Source organism: Leptolyngbya sp. BC1307 (assembly GCF_002286735.1).
GTDB lineage: Bacteria > Cyanobacteriota > Cyanobacteriia > Phormidesmidales > Phormidesmidaceae > Phormidesmis.
On record NZ_NRTA01000018.1, the window covers coordinates 41,257 to 55,738 of the forward strand.

The 14,482-nt window shown below is 54.1% G+C and carries 15 protein-coding genes; 8 read left to right on the forward strand and 7 right to left on the reverse strand.

Going from position 1 to position 14,482, the window contains the following annotated elements; genetic code table 11:
- Nucleotides 1–14 precede the first annotated feature (14 nt).
- Both CKL79_RS11890 and era read left to right on the forward strand, forming a co-directional pair.
- Nucleotides 15–449, forward strand: a complete 435-nt coding sequence (locus CKL79_RS11890) for a secondary thiamine-phosphate synthase enzyme YjbQ (RefSeq protein ID WP_121969801.1) — start codon at nt 15–17, stop codon at nt 447–449.
- A 258-nt stretch (nt 450–707) separates the two neighbouring features.
- Nucleotides 708–1,640: a GTPase Era gene (era, locus tag CKL79_RS11895; protein WP_240518822.1), complete on the forward strand. Its 933-nt coding sequence runs from the start codon at nt 708–710 to the stop codon at nt 1,638–1,640.
- A gap of 16 nt (nt 1,641–1,656) precedes the next feature.
- On the opposite strand, the gene CKL79_RS24370 is transcribed toward era, so the two are convergent.
- The 4 genes from CKL79_RS24370 to lipA form a co-directional block, all read right to left on the reverse strand.
- Nucleotides 1,657–1,935 carry a hypothetical protein gene (locus CKL79_RS24370; RefSeq protein WP_121969803.1) on the reverse strand — a complete coding sequence of 93 codons (279 nt, stop codon included), beginning with the start codon at nt 1,933–1,935 and terminating at the stop codon, nt 1,657–1,659.
- Nucleotides 1,936–2,239: 304 nt separating this feature from the next.
- The gene (locus CKL79_RS11905; RefSeq protein ID WP_121969804.1) at nt 2,240–2,455 is read right to left on the reverse strand and encodes a Nif11-like leader peptide family natural product precursor; all 216 of its coding nucleotides are present in this window, start codon (nt 2,453–2,455) and stop codon (nt 2,240–2,242) included.
- Nucleotides 2,456–3,068: 613 nt separating this feature from the next.
- Nucleotides 3,069–5,039, reverse strand: coding sequence for an acetate--CoA ligase (gene acs / locus CKL79_RS11910; protein WP_121969805.1), 1,971 nt, complete (start codon nt 5,037–5,039; stop codon nt 3,069–3,071).
- A gap of 141 nt (nt 5,040–5,180) precedes the next feature.
- On the reverse strand, nt 5,181–6,065 hold the full coding sequence (gene lipA / locus CKL79_RS11915) for a lipoyl synthase (protein ID WP_121969839.1): 885 nt from the start codon (nt 6,063–6,065) through the stop codon (nt 5,181–5,183).
- A gap of 295 nt (nt 6,066–6,360) precedes the next feature.
- Here lipA and CKL79_RS11920 point away from each other — a divergent pair, with 295 nt between their 5' ends.
- The gene (locus tag CKL79_RS11920) at nt 6,361–7,008 is read left to right on the forward strand and encodes a L,D-transpeptidase (protein ID WP_121969806.1); all 648 of its coding nucleotides are present in this window, start codon (nt 6,361–6,363) and stop codon (nt 7,006–7,008) included.
- Between the two features lie 27 nt (nt 7,009–7,035).
- On the opposite strand, the gene CKL79_RS11925 is transcribed toward CKL79_RS11920, so the two are convergent.
- The 3 genes from CKL79_RS11925 to CKL79_RS11935 form a co-directional block, all read right to left on the reverse strand.
- Nucleotides 7,036–7,584, reverse strand: a complete 549-nt coding sequence (locus CKL79_RS11925) for a late competence development ComFB family protein (protein WP_121969807.1) — start codon at nt 7,582–7,584, stop codon at nt 7,036–7,038.
- 144 nt (nt 7,585–7,728) lie between these two features.
- On the reverse strand, nt 7,729–8,598 hold the full coding sequence (locus CKL79_RS11930) for a M23 family metallopeptidase (protein ID WP_240518818.1): 870 nt from the start codon (nt 8,596–8,598) through the stop codon (nt 7,729–7,731).
- A 215-nt stretch (nt 8,599–8,813) separates the two neighbouring features.
- Nucleotides 8,814–9,032 carry an RNA-binding protein hfq gene (locus tag CKL79_RS11935; RefSeq protein WP_121969809.1) on the reverse strand — a complete coding sequence of 73 codons (219 nt, stop codon included), beginning with the start codon at nt 9,030–9,032 and terminating at the stop codon, nt 8,814–8,816.
- Nucleotides 9,033–9,172: 140 nt separating this feature from the next.
- On the opposite strand from CKL79_RS11935, the gene dapF reads away from it, so the two are divergent.
- The 5 genes from dapF (at nt 9,173) to CKL79_RS11960 (ending at nt 14,480) form a co-directional block, all read left to right on the forward strand.
- Nucleotides 9,173–10,045, forward strand: coding sequence for a diaminopimelate epimerase (dapF, locus tag CKL79_RS11940; protein ID WP_121969810.1), 873 nt, complete (start codon nt 9,173–9,175; stop codon nt 10,043–10,045).
- A 17-nt stretch (nt 10,046–10,062) separates the two neighbouring features.
- The gene (gene surE / locus CKL79_RS11945; protein WP_121969840.1) at nt 10,063–10,785 is read left to right on the forward strand and encodes a 5'/3'-nucleotidase SurE; all 723 of its coding nucleotides are present in this window, start codon (nt 10,063–10,065) and stop codon (nt 10,783–10,785) included.
- Between the two features lie 356 nt (nt 10,786–11,141).
- Nucleotides 11,142–12,149 carry a permease gene (locus CKL79_RS11950; protein WP_121969811.1) on the forward strand — a complete coding sequence of 336 codons (1,008 nt, stop codon included), beginning with the start codon at nt 11,142–11,144 and terminating at the stop codon, nt 12,147–12,149.
- Nucleotides 12,149–12,952 carry a TIGR03943 family protein gene (locus tag CKL79_RS11955; RefSeq protein ID WP_121969812.1) on the forward strand — a complete coding sequence of 268 codons (804 nt, stop codon included), beginning with the start codon at nt 12,149–12,151 and terminating at the stop codon, nt 12,950–12,952. Before CKL79_RS11950 ends, CKL79_RS11955 begins: the two co-directional genes overlap by 1 nt.
- A gap of 16 nt (nt 12,953–12,968) precedes the next feature.
- Nucleotides 12,969–14,480: a hypothetical protein gene (locus tag CKL79_RS11960; protein ID WP_121969813.1), complete on the forward strand. Its 1,512-nt coding sequence runs from the start codon at nt 12,969–12,971 to the stop codon at nt 14,478–14,480.
- Nucleotides 14,481–14,482: the final 2 nt, after the last annotated feature.

Sequence of the window (14,482 nt, forward strand, 5' to 3'; positions counted from 1 at the left end):
AGTCAGCTCAATCTATGGTGACGACTTCCAGCACAGTTCACTATCAGCAGGTCTTACGGCTCTCGACTCAGGCAAAGTCTCTGGGCCGATTTACCCGCAAGGTGCAAGAAGCTGTCAGCGCTTCGGGCGTGCAAACGGGGCTGTGCTCTATCTTTTTGCGTCACACCTCAGCGAGCCTGGTGATTCAAGAAAACGCTGACCCTGACGTGCTGGCCGATATGGAGACCTTTTTGTCGCAGCTGGTGCCCGAGGGCGACTACTACCGCCACAGCGACGAAGGGCCAGACGATATGCCCGCTCATCTGCGCACGGCGCTAACTCATACCTCTGAGCAAATCCCCATCATGAACGGGCGGCTGGCGCTGGGCACCTGGCAGGGGATTTATCTGTGGGAGCATCGCGATCGCCCCCACACCCGAGAAGTCATTGTTCACATCACCGGAAACTAAGCCATGAGCGATCAGCAAGATCCGTGGCGTCAGGGCGCTGGCAAGAATGCTTCGGGCAAAAAACGTCGCCCTGCCGACCAGTTTGCCGCGCCTAAATACAGAGGCGTCAAGCAAAAGCCAATTCAGTCTTCAGTACCCAAGCCCAAGCTGAAAGGGGGGGCGACCGCTGCGCCTAAACCGCCTAAAGCCGCGCCTGAAAATCTGCCTATCGTTCCGTTAGACAATTCAGCAGCGGTCGAGATCAAGGGCAAGCCCAACATCAGCGGCGGGCTCATCCCCACCGCCGCGCCAGATTTTCGCTCTGGCTTTATCAGCATCGTCGGTCGCCCCAACGTCGGTAAATCCACACTGATGAACTATCTGGTGGGCCAGAAGATTGCAATCACCTCGCCTGTTGCTCAGACCACTCGAAACCGCCTTCAGGGCATTTTAACCACGCCTCAGGCGCAGATTATCTTCGTCGATACGCCGGGAATTCACAAGCCGCACCATGAGCTAGGCAAAGTGCTAGTACAGAATGCTCGGGTGGCGATCAATTCGGTCGATGTAGTGCTGTTTGTGGTGGATGCGACTTCACCAGCGGGCAAAGGCGATCTGTTTGTCGCGGATTTGGTGGCGAAAAGTAGCCGTCCGGTTATCCTCGGCATCAACAAAATTGACCAGCTCAGTGAAAGCGGTCGCAAGGCGGCTGAAGTGAAATCTAGCTATGAAGCGATCGCTGCTGAACACGGCTGGGACGTAGTAAAGTTTTCGGCCCTCACAGGAGAAGGGTTAGGCACTTTGCAAGATCAGCTGGTTTCCAAGCTAGAGCCTGGCCCCTATTACTACCCGCCCGACCTGGTAACCGATCAGCCTGAGCGATTCATTATGGGCGAACTCATTCGCGAGCAGGTGCTGTTGCATACTCGCGAAGAAGTGCCGCATTCGGTGGCGATCGCCATCGACAAAGTAGAAGAAGACGAACACATCACCCGCATCCTCGCTACCGTTAACGTCGAACGCACTTCTCAAAAAGGCATCCTAATCGGCAAAGGCGGCTCCATGATGAAGGCCATCAGCACCGCCGCCCGCGAGCAAATGCAAAAGCTTGTAGCGGGCCAAGTCTATCTAGAAATTTTCGTGCGAGTGCAAAGTCGCTGGCGACAGTCACGTACTCGCCTGGCTGAGTTTGGCTACAAGGTAGAGCAGTAGTAAAACGAGGCATTGGCTAAGATGCCTGTTGCGTTCGCGATATTGAAAGGTTGCGGATTGTTCTATTTACGAAGCTGAGATAGTCGTCAATTTCCTCGTAGCTATTCATCTCTTTCTCTTCCTCTGAGTCAAGAGGTGCTGCTTTCTGTTCCAAGAGAAGTTCTTCGATACGGTCTTGAACCCTGCTCGATACGCGAAAGATGGGAATACCTTCTTCCAGCTCAATACGGATAGCACCGTCTATTAGTAGAGAGCTGGGCAAGTTCTTAAGCTTGGGTAGAACGGACAAAGTCATGGCTACCGCCAAATCACTTTAGCACCCTAATTTTATACCGTCCTGCGAAATTGAGCTGTATCCCATGAAGGAAATAACCGCCAATAAGGAATTTCCGCAGACGAGACCGCCAGTTTACAGAAATGAGTGGCTTAATTTGAACTTTTCAGTAGCCCGCTAAAGCCAGAAACTGTAATACGTTGGTGTCTTTAGTTTTTCGCCACCCCGATCTGAGATCGCTGAAAGCCTTGTCACGCCGTTTCAATTTAGCCCGATTTTAGGGGGTGGCGAAAACATCCAGACACCAACAAATATCAAAAAGCATTTAATTGTACTCTCCAGGAGTGGCTTTTTTTACGACAGTAACCCTACCAACTTTCTTACCTGACATTCTCAATAATTCATCACCTGAAAATTCAAAACCAAGCTTTAGTGCTATTCGTGCAACATCATCCGCAGTTGTTGCTGCGACTACCTCGCTTTTAAGTGCAGGTTCAGACTGCATTTTCTTCAAAAATGCCTCAAGTTGATCTAAAGCCATATTTCAAATCCTTATTTTCGCTAGCTGGTCATATGTTACACAAGAAAACCATTACAAGCTTCAAGCAATTTCTATCGTTATATCAGGATATAGGCAATGGGTGGAACTTCCTGAAGACTAGATATATTTTTCAACAGAAGGTGTGACTTTTGAGAAAGCGGATCGTGTAGTTGCTGATAGGAGATCGCTCCAATCAGCAGACCATCCCAAACAATCGATTATGCGCTAGCGGGTTTCCTGCGTATTTATCAAGATTCCCTGTGTCAGATAGTTGACGCTCTTGAAGGGGTGCTGAGGCTTATGCGATCGCACTTCCGTTAGTTACAGGTACAGGTGCGATCGCGCTTGAAACAAGATTTAGCTGTGCGCCCAGTATCACCGCATGACTAAGGGAGGGCTATCTAGGTGTCGCGATCGCTCAAACCTATCGAGCGTACAGGTTGGATTCCTCGATTATGAGGGCGGCTTCTGACAGTGCTCCGAAACATCTCACAAGTCCTTGCACCGCTTGACCAGGACGTGGCGAAACATAAGTATCGTACAAGTTTCTATTACTGTACGGAAGACAAACGCAGAGGGAAGTCGCCTCCCCTCTGAATGTTTCAAGCGGGCTCTAATTGCCCTGCCGCAGCTTTTCCAGTACGCTCTGGTCTTCCATCGTCGTCGCATCGCCTACGACTTCTTCGCCGCTAGCCAGGTTGCGCAAGAAGCGGCGGATGATTTTGCCGGATCGGGTTTTGGGTAGAGCATCGGTAAATTGGATTTCGCCAGGGCGGGCGATCGCTCCAATTTCCTTCACCACATGCTGCTTCAGCTCAGCTTTGAGTTCATCACTCGCCGTATACGTTCCTTCCAACGTCACAAACGCATACACATCCTCCCCTTTCAGCTCATCCTTACGGCCCACCACAGCCGCTTCTGCCACTGAGGGATGCGACACCAGAGCCGACTCAATCTCCATCGTCCCCAGTCGGTGCCCTGACACATTCAGCACATCGTCTGTGCGGCCCATTACCCAAAAGTAGCCATCTGCATCCTTGCGAGCACCATCCCCGGCAAAGTACAGATACTTGCCGTCCTTGGGCGGAATATGCTCCCAATAAGTGCGGCGGAACCGGTCGTCATCGCCATATACCGTCCGCATCATACTGGGCCAGGGATGCTTAATCACCAGATAGCCGCCTTCGTTTGTGCCGACCGGATTGCCTTCGGCGTCAACTACATCGGCCAAAATTCCAGGGAATGGTTTGGTCGCCGATCCAGGCTTGGTCGGTGTGGCCCCCGGCAGCGGTGTGAGCATAAAGCCACCGGTTTCGGTTTGCCACCACGTATCGACAATCGGGCAGTTGTTGCCGCCGATGATCTCGCGATACCACATCCAAGCTTTGGGATTAATCGGCTCGCCCACAGTTCCTAAAAGCCTTAGAGAGGAAAGGTCTCGGGCCTTGGGCAATTCATCGCCCATCTTCATAAAGGCGCGAATGGCTGTAGGGGCTGTGTAAAAGATATTCACCCCATGCTTTTCTACGATATCCCAGGTGCAGCCGGGGTTAGAAGGTCGGGGTGCGCCTTCGTACATTAAGCTCGTTGCACCATTAGAAAGCGGGCCATAGACGATATAGCTGTGGCCCGTAATCCAGCCGACATCGGCGGTACACCAGTACACATCGGTTTCTTTAATGTCGAACGTCCACTGAAACGTCATGTGGGTGTATAGGTTATAGCCCGCTGTGGTGTGGACAACACCCTTGGGCTTGCCGGTAGTACCGCTGGTGTAGAGGATAAACAACAGATCTTCGCTGTCCATCGGCTCGGCGGGGCAGTCGGCAGAGACAGTAGGCTGAGCCTCGTGCCACCACACATCACGGCCTGTCGTCCAGTCGATCTCTTGCTGGGTGCGCTGAACAACTAAGACATTAGTCACTGAGGGCACAGCGTTGTCATCTAACGCAGCATCCACAGCAGGCTTAAGTCCCATCGCCTTGTCTTTGCGAAAACCGCCGTCGGCGGTGATCACCACTTTGGCTTCGGCGTCGTTGAGGCGATCGCGCAATGCCTCTGCACTAAACCCGCCAAAGACTACCGTGTGGGCCGCGCCGATCCGCGCACAGGCCAGCATCGCCACCGCCGCTTCCGGAATCATCGGCATGTATAGACCGACGCGATCGCCCTTTTTCACCCCCATGCCTTTCAGCACATTCGCCATCTGACACACTTCGCGGTGCAGCTGCGCGTAGGTGAGCGTGCGCGAATCGCCCGGCTCCCCTTCCCAAATCAGCGCCGCCTTGTTACGCCGCGCCGTTGTCAGGTGACGGTCCAGACAGTTATAGGAAATATTGATCTTGCCGCCGACAAACCACTTTGCAAACGGCGGCTGCCAGTCGAGCACGGTGTCCCACTTTTCAAACCAGTCCAGCTCCTGCTCCGCCAGCTTTGCCCAAAACGCCGCTGGGTCGGCTGCAGCCTCGTCATACAGCTTTTGGTAGACCGCCATACTGGGTATTTGCGCCGCTTGTGAAAACGCCGGGGAGGGCTCAAACACCCGCTGCTCTTGCAGGACTGATTCGATGGTGGAGTTTGACATGAGAAGTAAGCCTTAACGCGCTACGAGAAACCTTTCAAAACCATACTGCGTTTGCCCGCAGCTTGCCTACTAGATCAAGGTGAAGCTGCGATCGCGCCTCGAAAACTGTCCAGCCTTATCTGATCAAAGCAACAGTCAACGTTAGCCAAGTTTGCGACGCGGATAGGTTTTCATGAGCTGGCGCACCTGCTCGGCATGGTAAGAGCTGCGAGTTAGCGGAGACGACACAACCTGCAAAAAGCCCATTTCTTCACCCGCCATGCGCCAGGCATCAAACAGGGCAGGCGTCACGAAATTTTCTACGCCCAAATGCTTTTGGCTAGGCTGCAGGTACTGCCCGATGGTGACAATGTCGCAGTCTATGGCCCGCAGATCACCGAGCACCTGCCGTACTTCGCCGTCGGTTTCGCCCAAGCCCACCATGATACCGGATTTGGTGTAGGCCCAAGGGGCAATGGTGCGCGATCGCGCCAACAGCTCCAGACTGCGGTCATAGTTTCCCTGAGGCCGAGTTCGCCGGTAAAGGCGAGGCACCGTCTCAGTATTGTGATTGAGCACGTCAGGCTGACCTTCCAGCAGCAAAGTTTCCAGCGCCGCCCAGTTGCCGCACAAGTCAGGAATCAGCACTTCAATGGTCGTCTCGGGAGAAACCTTGCGGGTTTCTTCTATGCAGCGGATAAACTGACTAGCGCCGCCATCCGGCAAATCGTCGCGGTTGACTGAGGTAATCACAACGTGCTTGAGCTGCATCCGCCGAACCGCTTCAGCTAGATGCACCGGCTCTAGCGGATCGAGCCCTTTTGGTGCTTTGTCAAAATCAATGTCGCAGTAGGGGCAAGCGCGAGTACAGGCTGGCCCCATAATCAAAAACGTGGCAGTCCCTACGCTAAAGCACTCGCCGATGTTAGGGCAAGAAGCCTCTTCGCAAACAGTATTCAAGCCGAGATCTTGTAAAATTCCTTTTACATTGCCGACCCGCTCCCACTGCGGCGCTTTTACCCGTAACCAGTCTGGCTTAACTACCAAGCTCAAGTCGCCCCTCTATATAGCGTTAGCACTTTGTTTGCACATACCTTATCGGCGGCAAGCTCGATAAGTACAGCGGGCAAAGTCACTCACAAAGCACGTAGGCGTAGCCTTCTCTGCGAGTATGCACCCGCACTTTGCTATACATTGCCGCTCATCACCGTCTAAGCGTGCAAGTCTAAGCGTGCAAAAGTGATTCTAGCAAGGCTAAGGTGTAAAGGGGAACTTTAGGACGATTGCACTCGCCAATTTTCACAGCCCACCCGTGTTAAAGCCCACATCAGGCAGCAGACCGATGCGCAGGCAACCCCCTATCATTCGCTGTTTTGTAGTGCTGTGCTTTGGTTCGGCAGTGACCCTAGCGGCCTTTGAATGGCGCAACCCTTTTCCGGGGCCAGTGGTCACGCCAGATTCTGTCTCGGATATCAGCAGCGAGTCAGCGACGTTTGAACTGGGGAATCCGTCTCAGCAGTCAGGATTGGCCGCTCGGCTGCGGCTCGGACAAGTCTTTGGCAGAGAACCCACACCAGCCGCTGCTCAGCCATTAGCCGAGTCCTCAGCCCAGCTAGTGCTCTCTCTCAGCCAGCGCGCTCTAGAAGTGCGCTATGCCGACCAGCCAACCGTACGCTACGAGGTGGCTGTAGGTCAGGCCGACTGGCAGACACCAACCGGTGAGTTCCACGTCGTTAACAAAATAGAAAATCCTGCCTGGCAGCACCCTATCACCAAGGATGAAGTGCCACCCGGTCCAGACAATCCGCTAGGGTCTCGCTGGATCGGGTTTTGGAGCGATGGCCAGGCCCAAATCGGCTTTCACGGCACCAATCAGGAAGAGCTGGTCGGCGAAGCCGTCTCTCACGGCTGCGTACGAATGCGCAACCAGGATATTCAAGACCTTTACCAGCGAGTCGAAGTGGGGACAGCGGTGAAGGTAGAGCCTTAGGGATTGATAGGCAGATGCCCCTCATCACTACGCTGCTGTAGGCTGCTGCTCAAAGTTATGAGCGTAGCCTTTGAGCAGCTTGTTGACCTGGCCCATCAGGCCCTCTTCAGTGCGCTGAAGCTCTCTGCGCTCTGGGAAGAACTCGGGCTGGTTGAGGCTGCGTCCTACTGACTCGGCGACCTGCTGAGTGATCAGGTCGGCTAGCTCATCGCGGGCTTTTTCACGCTGATAGTTAGCGCCTTCTTCGGTGGTGGCATACAGAGGCGGCAGTCGGTTGAGGGCATAGGCAGCAATGTCACCTAAGTCGAGGGTCTGATCGCTTTTGGCTTCTACTGCGGCTACCTGGGAGATGGCCTCAGTTAACACCAGCTCTTCAATGACATTAATAAATTGTTTGCGGGGGACGGCAACGACTTCACCGGTGAGCAAAGAACCCATCAAACGATCTAGGGCCATGTACTCTTCGATGGATAGCTCAGAGGCAGTATCGCAAATGCGGCCAACTTCTGCTTCCATAGCAGGGGTCAGATAGCCATCTTGCAATGCCTGTTCGACGATTTTTTCTATGTTACTCATGCTGGCGCAAGACTCCGATTAATGGTTCCACTGAAAGATTTAAAGGTCACTTGCAATTTTTGTGACCTGATTTGGATGAATCTCATGTGAAGTATTCCCGTTGCCCCAACCAGCAAAACAGGTTGATGCTCAATTTAGGCAGACTTACTCTACGCCGTCGTAGCGCCAGGGCACCGGATCGACGGCAATCCCGTTGACGAATAGCCCCCAGTGGAGATTTGGCCCGGTGGCAAAGCCCGTAGAGCCCATGTAGCCGATGAGCTGACCTGCCTGGACAAAGTCACCTTCGTTGACGGCAAAGCCAGAGAGGTGAATCATCACGCTGGTGACGCCCTGGCCGTGATCGATGCCAAGGGTGTTGCCATTGAGCACAAAGCCGTCTGCGACCCGACCGACCAGCGCAATCTGACCGGCAGCGGGTGCATAGATGGGCGAGCCATTACCTGCCGCGTAGTCTACCCCCCGGTGGTAATAGTCTCCGGCAAACACGCCATTGTAGTAACGGCGCAGACCATAGAGGGAGCTGACATAGCCGTTGCTGGGCTTGGTCATGGGGCCATCCCAATAGCGCTCTGGGGTACGCAGCGCACGGAGGTCGTCTAATCGGCCAAACTCGTAGTCGGTGCCTTCTAGTCCGGCGCGACCGGGAGAGAGCGTGATGTACTGAGTGGGGAAGCTGCGATCGCCAATATTGACCGCTATATTATTGGTGCCTTCAGTGCCACTGACTTGCAGGGTCATCCGTCCCGGCGTTGTATTAGGGCTGGTGGGTATCAGAGCGCGGTAGCGATCGCCTGATAGCAAAAACGTTGGATAGCTCGTATCCCCCATGCTGACAGTGGGTGCTTCATCGCTGCGTTCACCCCGCACGACTACCGAAAGTGTGTCTCCTAACTTGGGGCTACTGGGCGATACCTGCACCTGGTAGGCTTGGGCGGGCGTGGCTACAGCACTCCACAGCACCAGCGCGCTAGCGGCCACAGGTAGCAGCAGCCAGGGCAGTCTAGCAGGCAAAGAAAGCCTATGCCTGACACGGCGCCATAGCCTGGTAATAGCCGAGGTAAGAGAAGAAATCATAGCGATCAGTAATTCAGTAATGACGACAGGTATAGCAAATATGGCCTCAGCCGTCTTCAGTCAGCGCCCGTGAAAATTGGCAGCATGGCTCAGACCGCATTGACGATATCACTCCTGAAGCAGCTAGGAGAACCTTACTCCTTTGATGTTATCTATATACCTGATTTAACATAGGCGATCGCCCCTCGCATCAAAATCATGTTCTCACCATCCGCGCCTTTAACGCAGATGGCGTTGGCGTCTTGCCAGCTGAGGGCACCCGCTAAGGTATCGCCGGTGGTGAGCTTCACTTCGACTAGTTGCTGGTCGCGAATGAGGGTTTGCACTTGGCGAATGCTGGGTAGGCCGGTATCAAATTCTTTAGAGGACATCAGTTTACGAGGTGTACGAAGGAGCGTTCGATCTGTAGGTTGCCCGAGAACGGCGGTCAGAAATCGATAGCGGCTATAGAAGCAAGCGATGGAGCAGGCGTTATAAGATGCTTAGTACCGTCTAAAAAGACTCTGTTTTCATGACCACTCTTTCCTTTAGCAAGTATCACGGCCTTGGCAACGACTTTATTTTGGTCGATAACCGGGCTAGCTCGGAGCCCATGATTACGCCAGAGCAGGCAGTGGCGGTGTGCGATCGCAATTTTGGCATCGGCGCTGACGGCGTGATTTTTGTGCTGCCTGCCACTGGCGAAACTGACTACAGCATGCGGATTTACAACTCCGATGGCTCAGAGCCGGAAATGTGCGGTAACGGCATTCGCTGTCTGGCCAAATTCATTGTCGGCCTGGAAGCCGCTGACGGGCGCGCGCTTCAACTGCCACAGACCTATCAAATTCACACGCTGGCGGGGACCATTCGCCCCCAGTTGCAGCCAGGCGGTCAGGTCACGGTCGATATGGGTGAGCCAAATTTGCTAGCCCAGGAAATTCCAACGACGCTAGCAGCTGAGCAGGAAAAAGCTATCGATAAACCCCTTGAAGTAGCCGGGCAGCCGTGGCAGGTAACCTGTGTCAGCATGGGCAACCCCCACTGCATTACCTTTGTAGACGATGTGGCAGCCGTACCGCTGGCCGAAATTGGCCCCCAGTTTGAAAGCCATCCGGCCTTCCCCGCTCGGATTAATACCGAATTTGTGGAAGTGGTGCAGCCTGACTATTTGAAAATGAGAGTTTGGGAGCGAGGGGCCGGGCCAACGCTAGCCTGCGGGACGGGAGCCTGCGCGCTGCTGGTAGCGGCTGTGCTCAATGGCAAGAGCGATCACAAGGCCACAGTCGAACTGCCAGGCGGCTGTCTAGAAATTGAGTGGGCACAAAGCAATCGAGTCTTTATGACCGGTCCGGCTACGCTGGTCTTCAGCGGTAATGTCTTTGTCGATGCCGCCGGACGCTAGCCCAGGAGATGACTGCTATGGCTCTAATTGTGTTGACTAATGACGATGGCATTGACGCTCCGGGTATTCGGGCGATGCAAGCGGCGCTGCACCAAATTTCAGAAAATGGGGGATTCGAGCATAAGAGCCAAAGCGTGATCGTCGCACCTGACGCACCGCTTTCGGGGTGCAGCCATCAGCTCAACCGGGGCGGCACCATTCCGATTGAGCAAAGGGCAAAGGGAGAATATGCCATTGGCGGCACGCCCGCTGACTGTAGCCGGGTGGCGCTGAGCCATTTGTATCCGACAGCAGACTGGGTGCTCTCAGGGATTAATGCGGGCGGCAACATGGGTTCGGACACTTACGTCTCGGGTACGGTAGCCGCTGTACGAGAGGCCACTCTGCTGCGTAAAAGTGCGATCGCTATCTCTCAATACAAATACCGGCAGCAGCCGTATGACTGGCCCCGCGCCACCCGACTGAGCGCCCAGGTACTCCAGCAGCTAATGGCGACCAAACCTCAGCCAGGGCAGTTTTGGAATGTGAACCTACCTGCGCCTCCTCTAGATGGCACTGCGGACAGCCCCGAAATCGTGTTCTGCCCGCGATGCACTCAGCCTTTACCCACAGATTTTGAGGTGGATGAAGCTGGCTTTCGCTATGTCGGCGCGTATGAAGATCGTCTGCGCGATCCGAGCGGCGATGTCGATGTTTGTCTGGGCGGCAGCATCAGTGTGGTGAGTATTCAGATGTGGTGACGGCTGACGGACAGTGAGAAAATGACCGTATTTGCACACATAAAAAAATCATGAAGTCGCAACAAATTACAAGGCAATATGAGTAATAGTACGGTTTATTGGGAAGGTATGTTCAAGTCTGCGACGCACCGTAGTAAGATGGCAACGCGCTATAAATAGAGCGATCCCCAAAAATAATAACGAAAAGTTTTAGTAAATTTTCGGTATAAACACTCTGTAATAAACGTCGGTAGACACACACCATCCCTTAAACTTTCAAACTTGAGCCAGTAGTTGTGTTGCTGCCTGTTTCTTGTCTCGTTCCTTCACTGTTAGGATCTCGCTCAAGCGGTCAGTCCTAATTCTCATTCCTGAAGATGGTTCAGCTTAATACTGGATTTACGCTATTTCTCAGCTTGCTGGTAGAAGCAATTCCATTTTTGCTCATCGGTGTAGCGTTTTCTAGCCTGCTGATGTTTTTTGTCGATGAGCGCAGGCTGATTGGCATACTGCCTAAGAACGCGCTGCTAGGTGCCTTAGCGGGTAGCCTGATCGGCCTGATGTTTCCAGTATGCGAATGCGGCAATGTGCCAGTGGCCCGGCGGCTGCTCGTGCAGGGCGCGCCAACGGCAGTATCGATAGGCTTTTTGCTGGCGGCTCCGACGATCAATCCCATCGTCTTTTGGGCGACCTGGGTGGCTTTTCGCGGTCAGCCAGAAATTGTGCTGATGCGGGTTGGCTTTACCCTGCTGATTGCCACAACCATTGCCTGGGTATTTAGTTGTCAGCCTGATATTGGACCATTTCTGCAAGAGTCTGTCGCTCGCAGCCGATTTCGTGACTCGCCTGCTAAGCCGTCGGCCCCCTCGACCTTGCTGCAGGGAGGAACCTTTTTGCAAATGGCTGGCGGTACGCTGCAGCTAGACACGCCTTCTGCTCAGAGACTGGTCGCTAACCCGGCGATAGAGCAGACATGGGGTAGCAAGTTGCAACTAGCAATTGATAATATGGTGCGCGAACTGCGCGAACTGGGAGCGGTGCTGGTGCTGGGCAGTGCGGTCGCGGCAACGGTTCAGGTTGCAGTCCCCCGAGAGCTGATTTTGGGCTTGGGTCAGGGGATGATCTCCTCTATTCTGGCGATGATGCTGCTGGCGGCGGTGGTCTCTATCTGCTCAACGGTAGACTCATTTTTTGCCCTATCGTTTGCTTCTACCTTTACTACTGGCTCACTGCTGGCCTTTTTGATCTTTGGCCCGATGATCGACTTGAAGAATATCGGCCTGCTACTGACGGTGTTTAAGGGCCGGGCAGTATTTTATCTGTTTGCGCTGGCGGCGATGATGAGCTTTGCCGCGTCTCTGTTTGTCAATTTGTATATTGGGTAATGGCTGTGCGATCGCCCCGTTCTGTCTCTGCTGCTGCCCGCCCTCGGCTCCGACTGCCCTGGCGAGACCTGCTGGACGTGCTGGCTATAGGAGTATGGAGCGCCATGCTGTTTCGCTATTGGATAGGCGGAAAACTGCTGCTGCTGCTGCATCCCGACTACGCCTGGCTCTCTAACCTAGCGGCTATTGTGCTGCTGTTGCTAGCGGCCTTTAAAGGTCTCAAGATCTGGCTCGGGCTGCTCGGGCGGACTAAAGCAGCGGTCTCTAGTAAAGATCAAGGGCATGTGACGCTGCTGCCCGCCACTATCAGCAGTGCCTTAATTCTGAGCGTCGCTGTTTTTGGCTTGATCTATACGCCTCGGGCATTTGCTAGCCAAACGGCAATTCAGCGAGGCGTGTCTGACAGTATTACGCTGACCCGCGCTCAACCTCGGCGGTTTGTGCGGGCAGCAGCCCCCGAAGAACGCACGATTATCGACTGGATTCGGCTGATCAACGTCTACCCGGAACCCGATGCCTATGGGGGCGAGGCGGTGGCGGTCTCAGGCTTTGTCATTCACCCAAAGGAATGGTCAGCAGATCATCTGATGGTTTCGCGGTTTGTCCTCACTTGCTGCGCGGCGGATGCCTATCCGGTTGGGCTACCTGTTCAACTGCCAGCGGGCAAAACCTACCCAGTAGATAGCTGGATAGAAGTCACTGGTCAGATGACGACAGAGACCCTGGACGGGCGGCGACAGTTGGCGATCGCGCCCACCGCCATCAAAGTCATAGAAGAACCCAGAAACCCTTATCAGTACTAGGACTTCCCCCTTCGCTATGTCTCAGTCACGTCGAAGACAGCCGCTTGACCGGGTGGCCACAAGGGTCATCACTTTACTCGGACTGTTGATTGCCGCCATGCTGCTGCTGGGCGCTCAGTCGTTACCTCAAGTCAGAACTTTTAGCTGGCAAGACAAACCGGTGACCGCCGCAGATGTTGCGTTTATGATGACGTTTACTCAGCCGATGGACGCTCAGAGTGTCGAGAAAAATCTGCAGATCGAACCGGCGCTAGCAGGCAAATTCAGCTGGGCAGGCAGACGGATGGCCTACACGCTGGCAGTACCTGCGCCCTATGGCGAAAGCTACAAGATCTCTTTGCCGACGGCAAAAGCGCTAGCCAGGCAGGACGGATTTGAGCCGTTTAGCAGTGAGTTTAAGACACGCGATCGCATCTTTGCCTATATCGGTGCAGCTGGCGAAGAGCAAGGGCGGCTGATACTGTTTAATTTAACCCGCAAAGAAAAAACGCTGCTGACCCCTGAAGGGCAGATCGTGATGGATTTTCAGTCTTATCCGGAGCGCGATCGCATCCTATTTTCAGCCGTCAGTGCCGAAGCGCAGGCCGAAGGTCAGTCATCACCACAGATCTACAGCGTTTCTACCGGCCAGCGAGAAGCTACCGCCGCTCCTCGCTGGCAGCTATGGAACCGGACTGAGCCCGCCGCTGCCGGTGCCATTCAGCTCATACTCGACAACCAAGACTACCAAAACCTAAAATTTGACCTCTCACCCAACGGCGAAGTTATTGTCGTGCAGCGAGTAAACCAGACCAACCCAGCAGACTTTGGCCCCTGGGTGCTGATGAATGGAGAACCGCCCCGTCAGCTTAAAACAGAGCCGGGCGGAGACTTTACCATTGCCCCTGACAGCCTCTCACTCCTGTTGCAGCAGGGAGAGGGCACAGCGGTCATTGCCCTAGAGCCAGAAGTCGCCCAGGCAGACGAACTGCTGGATTTCTTGCCGGACTATGGGCTGACGCTAGATGTGGCTAGCGATGGTAGCGCGGCAGCTCTAGTAAATTTCAACCAAGACGATCCAGACAAGCGGTATACCCAGTCGCTATTTTGGGTATCTAGCCAGGGTGAAGAAAAGCAGCTATTGCAAACCGAGGGTGCCATAGTCAGCGCCCAGTTTAATGAAGACAACACAGTTCTCTATTGCCTAATCAACCGGCTGTTAGTAGTAGATAACGGAGCCGAGGATGAGTATCAGGTATCGCCCTACATCACAGCCGTCAATGTGAAAACAGGCAAAGAGCAAGAGCTGCTAGAAATGCCGCCTCAGCCTGAAATAACCTTGAGTCTTTCGCCCGATGGACTCGCTATTTTGTTTGATGAAACCCTGGTCAGCGATTCGCGCTTAAAAGCAGACACTGACCAGGCTACAGATCGGCTCTGGCTGCTGCCGCTGTTTAGCACCTTAGAAGAGCGGCTGAGCGGGGAGCCGATTCCTTTACCGCCAACAGAACTGGAGCTAGCAGGTCGCCATCCAGAATGGCTGCCCTGACG

Coding starts and splice junctions, on each gene's coding strand:
- CKL79_RS11890 (WP_121969801.1), top strand. CDS start 15: ATGGTGACGACTTCCAGCACAGTTCACTATCAGCAGGTCTTACGGCTC.
- CKL79_RS24370 (WP_121969803.1), bottom strand. CDS start 1,935: ATGACTTTGTCCGTTCTACCCAAGCTTAAGAACTTGCCCAGCTCTCTA.
- CKL79_RS11920 (WP_121969806.1), top strand. CDS start 6,361: ATGCGCAGGCAACCCCCTATCATTCGCTGTTTTGTAGTGCTGTGCTTT.
- dapF (WP_121969810.1), top strand. CDS start 9,173: ATGACCACTCTTTCCTTTAGCAAGTATCACGGCCTTGGCAACGACTTT.
- CKL79_RS11935 (WP_121969809.1), bottom strand. CDS start 9,032: ATGTCCTCTAAAGAATTTGATACCGGCCTACCCAGCATTCGCCAAGTG.
- acs (WP_121969805.1), bottom strand. CDS start 5,039: ATGTCAAACTCCACCATCGAATCAGTCCTGCAAGAGCAGCGGGTGTTT.
- CKL79_RS11905 (WP_121969804.1), bottom strand. CDS start 2,455: ATGGCTTTAGATCAACTTGAGGCATTTTTGAAGAAAATGCAGTCTGAA.
- surE (WP_121969840.1), top strand. CDS start 10,063: ATGGCTCTAATTGTGTTGACTAATGACGATGGCATTGACGCTCCGGGT.
- CKL79_RS11950 (WP_121969811.1), top strand. CDS start 11,142: ATGGTTCAGCTTAATACTGGATTTACGCTATTTCTCAGCTTGCTGGTA.
- CKL79_RS11960 (WP_121969813.1), top strand. CDS start 12,969: ATGTCTCAGTCACGTCGAAGACAGCCGCTTGACCGGGTGGCCACAAGG.
- CKL79_RS11925 (WP_121969807.1), bottom strand. CDS start 7,584: ATGAGTAACATAGAAAAAATCGTCGAACAGGCATTGCAAGATGGCTAT.
- CKL79_RS11955 (WP_121969812.1), top strand. CDS start 12,149: ATGGCTGTGCGATCGCCCCGTTCTGTCTCTGCTGCTGCCCGCCCTCGG.